General features: G+C 46.3%; 3 protein-coding genes. 1 reads left to right on the top strand and 2 read right to left on the bottom strand.

The features are described from left to right. Positions 1 to 601 (top strand): HNH endonuclease (locus tag F6K37_RS31795; protein WP_287254563.1); only part of this gene is annotated, 601 nt, incomplete at its 5' end. Between the two features lie 300 nt (positions 602 to 901). On the opposite strand, the gene guaA is transcribed toward F6K37_RS31795, so the two are convergent. Then, the gene (gene guaA, locus F6K37_RS31790; protein ID WP_008179893.1) at positions 902 to 2545 is read right to left on the bottom strand and encodes a glutamine-hydrolyzing GMP synthase; all 1644 of its coding nucleotides are present in this window, start codon (positions 2543 to 2545) and stop codon (positions 902 to 904) included. 430 nt (positions 2546 to 2975) lie between these two features. Beyond that, the gene (cbiD, locus tag F6K37_RS31785) at positions 2976 to 4115 is read right to left on the bottom strand and encodes a cobalt-precorrin-5B (C(1))-methyltransferase CbiD (RefSeq protein ID WP_008179892.1); all 1140 of its coding nucleotides are present in this window, start codon (positions 4113 to 4115) and stop codon (positions 2976 to 2978) included. Between the last annotated feature and the right edge of the window lie 926 nt (positions 4116 to 5041).

The raw sequence follows: 5041 nt of genomic DNA, 5'->3' as shown, positions 1-5041 counted from the left end.
TAGGGACGCTCTTCCGATCTGTAACTATTACAGTTCAGTCTGTAGCAAGGAAACCTACTCGAAGATAGACCACCTGCTCTGGAACAAACTTCAAAGATGGGGTTATAGGAGACATCCAAACAAATCCAAAACTTGGGTGAACAAGAAATATTGGGGAACAAAGGTTGAAAAACCAAAGAAACCCTGGGACGCCCCAAAAATCGACAACTGGGTATTTATGACCGGCGAGGATAACTACCTCCCAAAACATGCCAAGACAAAAATTATTCGGCATGTAAAGGTCAAAGAATCCAGGAGTCCATTCGACGGCGACCTAGTTTATTGGAGCACCAGAATGCAGAAACATCCTGAGACGACCAGTCAAAAGGGAAGGCTTTTGAAACGGCAAGAAGGGAAATGTACTCATTGTGGTCTCACCTTCAGGGATGGAGATTTAATGGAAAAGCATCACATAATACCACGCTCACTTGGTGGAAATGACCTAGACAAAAATCTAGAACTGCTCCACTTGCATTGCCACGACGCCAAACACGGAAAGAAAATCGATTCTTCGACCGTAGGTCACGCTACGCAAACGGAACTCGACGACAATCCGTTCTAGAGGTACCAAATGACAATGGTTCCTATGATGAGGAGCCGTATGAAGGGAAACTTTCACGTACGGTTTTGGAGACGAGTCGGAGGGGCGACTCTCCGGCTTAGTTCACCTCTCTGGGTTAGGGATAACCAAAGATTAGCATAGGACACCCCTACCTCGGCGATAGCCAGGTAGGGGAAGCTTCATTAAAATAACCTGTTCGCGTAGCGTGAGCCTTTGGCTCAGCGCTTACGTCATCTGACCAATGAACAATGGCTAATCACTAATCACTAATCACTAATCACTAATCACGCTTTGAAGAAACTATTCCCACTCTATGGTTCCAGGAGGTTTGGAGGTAATATCATATACTACCCGATTAACTCCCTTGACTTCATTAACAATTCGGTTGGAAATAGTTTCAAGTAAGTCATAAGGTACTCGTGACCAGTCAGCGGTCATACCATCTTCACTCGAAACAAAGCGCAATACAATCGGATGAGCGTAAGTGCGCTTGTCCCCCATTACTCCCACACTGCGTATTGGGAGCAACACGGCAAAGGCTTGCCAAAAGTCGTTATACATCCCCTGTCGGTGAATTTCATCTCGAACGATGAAATCAGCATCCCGCAGAATATTCAACCGTTCTGGGGTCACTTCACCAATGATGCGAATCGCCAATCCTGGTCCGGGGAAGGGATGTCGGCGCACAATCGATTCTGGCAAGTGGAGGTCACGACCAAGTTGGCGCACTTCGTCTTTAAATAGCTTGCGTAATGGTTCTACCAGCTTGAAGCGTAGGTTTTTGGGTAAGCCTCCGACATTGTGATGGCTCTTGATTTTCACAGCTACCCGCTCACCGGTTTTGGGATCAACGTTGGTATGGGCTGATTCAATTACATCCGGATAGAGGGTACCCTGAGCTAAATAATCAAATGGACCAAGACGTTGGGATTCTTCTTCAAAGACGCGAATGAATTCGTGACCGATGTGGCGACGCTTTTCTTCTGGGTCAGTGACACCAGCAAGGCGAGCCAAAAAGCGATCGCGAGCGTTCACATACTCTACTCGAATACAAAATTCTTCCTGAAATAGCTTCACTAACTGCTCTGGCTCGCCTTTGCGCATGAAGCCTTGGTCAATAAACATACAAGTTAGTTTATCCCCAATTGCGCGATGGAGTAAGAAGGCAAGGGTAGAGGAATCTACTCCACCAGACAAAGCCAACAGAACCCGTTTTTCCCCAACCTTGGCACGCACTTCTCGAATCGCTTCCTCAATAAAAGCAGCAGTGGTCCAAGTGGGTTCACACTCGCAGATGTTGTAAACAAAGTTACGGATTAGGGCAAGACCATCGGTTGAATGCACAACCTCTGGATGGAATTGCACGCCATAAAGTTTTTTATGATAGTTAGCGATGGTCGCACAAGGGGTATTCTGAGTATGGGCAAGGACTTCAAAGCCATCTGGCAAAGTCACACAGGAATCTCCGTGGCTCATCCACATGGTTGAGTGGTCTCGCACATTGCTCAGTAACTCAGTGGGGTGATCAATGAGTAAGGCGGCTTTACCATACTCAGCTTTCTTGGCTCTGGTAACTGTTCCGCCTAGTTGTTGCACCATCAACTGCATCCCATAGCAAACCCCTAGCACGGGTATACCGAGATTCCAAATTTCTGGGTCACATAGGGGGGCTCCATCGTCATAGACGGAATTGGGACCTCCAGAGAGAATGATGCCCTGGGGATGAAGCTGCTGTAGCTGTTGAGCTGTGGTCTGATAGGATAGCACCTCGGAGTAAACGTTAGTCTCGCGAATGCGACGAGCAATCAGTTCCGAGTATTGAGAGCCGAAGTCCAGAATCACAATCATCTGGCGATTCAACTGCTCTGCTAGAGAGGCTACAGCCAATGCCTCTTTCTGGTAAGATAGTTTGTTGGTCCTTAGGGTTACTGCTGTGTTCGTCATGTTTAGTTGTGTGAATGTACGAACAGGTCGCTGCCTAGGTGTGCTTCTGGGCAGCATAAATTGATTGCTATGAACAGATAGGTTGAAAGCTGATGGTTTCCGTAAATTAATCCTTCAACGCCCCAACACTTTGATGTGGATGGTAGCGCTGGCATTAACCAGTTAGTCTGAGTCGTAGACTCTCATCGACGATACAGAACTCAATCTGTTTACGGTTATTTCAGTTTCCACTCCCACACGCACTTCATAGACCTGCCTGGCAGTGGTATGTCTGTTGACAATCTCGTGACTTCTAGTCAGAAGATTTTTCAGGGTTTCAGTCTATATGTCCTGAAATGCGAAGTTTCAGCTGATAATCAGGTTAATTTATCATACATTGGGTTCGGCTACAAGATCCGCCCGCCAATATATTAAGATTTATAAAAATTTATCACAAATTTGAAATCAATGTCCAACCTGTGGGACTGGTAACAATAATTTTGCGTCCGCGATCGAACAATACAGAGCCCACCTGGATATGCTGCTCACTGTGTTTGCGGATGTAGTCAAAGCAGCGTTGGTCAATGGTCAATGCGATCGCATGATAAACCTGATTTACCCAATCAGTGCCCTGAGTCTGATCCCATTGACGCAGACAATTGAGAGCAGCTTCAGTGGTTTGACTGCCAAATACTTGCCTGATCAGTGGGGTTGGTACTCCTAACTGCGCACAGTGAGCGGTGAGTATTTCCAGTCGTCCATCAGCTAGGTGGTGGTGAGTATGAAAAATTCCTCCTGCCAGTTTAATTAACTTACCATGATAGCCAAATAACAAAAGTTCTGGCACCTGGGAGTATCCAGCTGCTACCAACAACGGTCCGAGCCAATTGGCTGTTTTAACCAGCCGCTCGGGATTAATCCCCAAGCCTCGCGCCAAATCTAAGCCATTTTCTCCGACACAGAACACTAGTGTTGTCGAATGTGAGGAGGCTTGCTCTTTTAGCAATTTGCTGGCTTTTGCTTTTAATTCCTCCTGGTAAGCAGCTAATTGACCAGGAGCACTCAGAGGCTGGGAAATGCCAGTAGTTCCTAGTAGGGAAAGTCCTTCTACTACACCAAAGGCAGAATTAGAAGTACGCTGTGCCAACTTCCGCCCTTCCGGCAAGATAATCGTCACCTGAATTTTCTCTGACGGTGCTAGCAGACAACTCAAGTTATGGTGCAATAGTTTCTCGGCATAAGCATAGATGGCTGGTTTGCCTCCGGCATTGATTTGTCGTCCAATTCCTTCACCCCCTAATAACTGTATCGATTCAGTTTGCTCCGAGGAACCCCATTCTACGACTGCCCAAATTGGGGTATTACGGGTAAGGTCAAGGTTATCACCAGGGTTAGAGTGAGTAATAGCTAGCGCTACCCCTTCTCGAATCCTAGCCACTTGCTCAATGGGAATGTCTACGGTTTCAGGAGGGTTAATTAAGTCCACTGAAACCGTTTCCAAGGGTTGGCCGTTGCGTAACTGATGGAGGGCGGCTATTGCTGAGGCACAGGCGAATACCGGTAAGGTATATCCAGATTGAGGTAGGGACATATCAATTGGTACTTACAACTATTTCTTTTCCTAAAATGTGAGTCCGTCAGCATATTCTAGGCATTACCCGGTGACTTTGGCTTCTGAGGTCAATCTTGCCGACCTATCCCTTGCGGCTAACTACCTACTCTAGTATCGACCTTCATCAGAGCAAATACAGAGGTTACTTCGTTCCTGATAACCATTGATTGGACTTTTAGGGCGGTACTGTTCACCGAGGATAGTATAGTGGAATCTCTAAAAGGAGTAGAACTTTTAGTCAAAATCCCATTGACTTTTGTCTGTGGCGATTGCTGCCTATTGCGCCACGTGAGCATGACGATGATTTAAACATACCTTCGGTGTGTACCCATGAGTCGAAGCCTGTTACTAACACCACATGATAGCTGGCAGTGCTTCACTACTTGACCCCGCTTTATCAGTAAGCAAGTTATGTCTTACTAATAGGGGTAAGGCTGTCACTCGGATTCCGCTCCGGCTGGGCTAACACCTGCATGGTTATCAAGTTGTAAGGGCTCATGTGTCAAGGGCAGCAAATCCCCCATACCCTGATCGGGTAAGGTTTCTAGCTAACGAATCGCACCTACTCCCTACTCCCTGTTCCCTTTGCTATCAGAAAATGTCGTGATTCATCTCACCGCTAAATCAAAGATTATAGCGGTGAGATGAATCACGACTAATAAATTAACAACGGGATAGCGTTACGGTTGAACAGGACGTGAGACGCATTCCCCCACCTCGTTCAGGTGGGGGTTAGTCCACGCTAAGAACAATAGCCAAAAACCTAGAACATCAATCTATCTATTGTCGTCTACATTTTTGTAGGCTAAAATATTAACTAGCAATATTTTATTAGACCAGTGAAAACGCCGACCAAAGTTATCAGAACTGACAAGTGGAAACTCAATCCGTCCCTAGAACAAAAA

The sequence above is a fragment of the Moorena sp. SIO4E2 genome (assembly GCF_010671945.1).
Classification (GTDB): domain Bacteria; phylum Cyanobacteriota; class Cyanobacteriia; order Cyanobacteriales; family Coleofasciculaceae; genus Moorena; species Moorena producens.
This window is presented reverse-complemented; position numbering and strand designations above follow the sequence as displayed.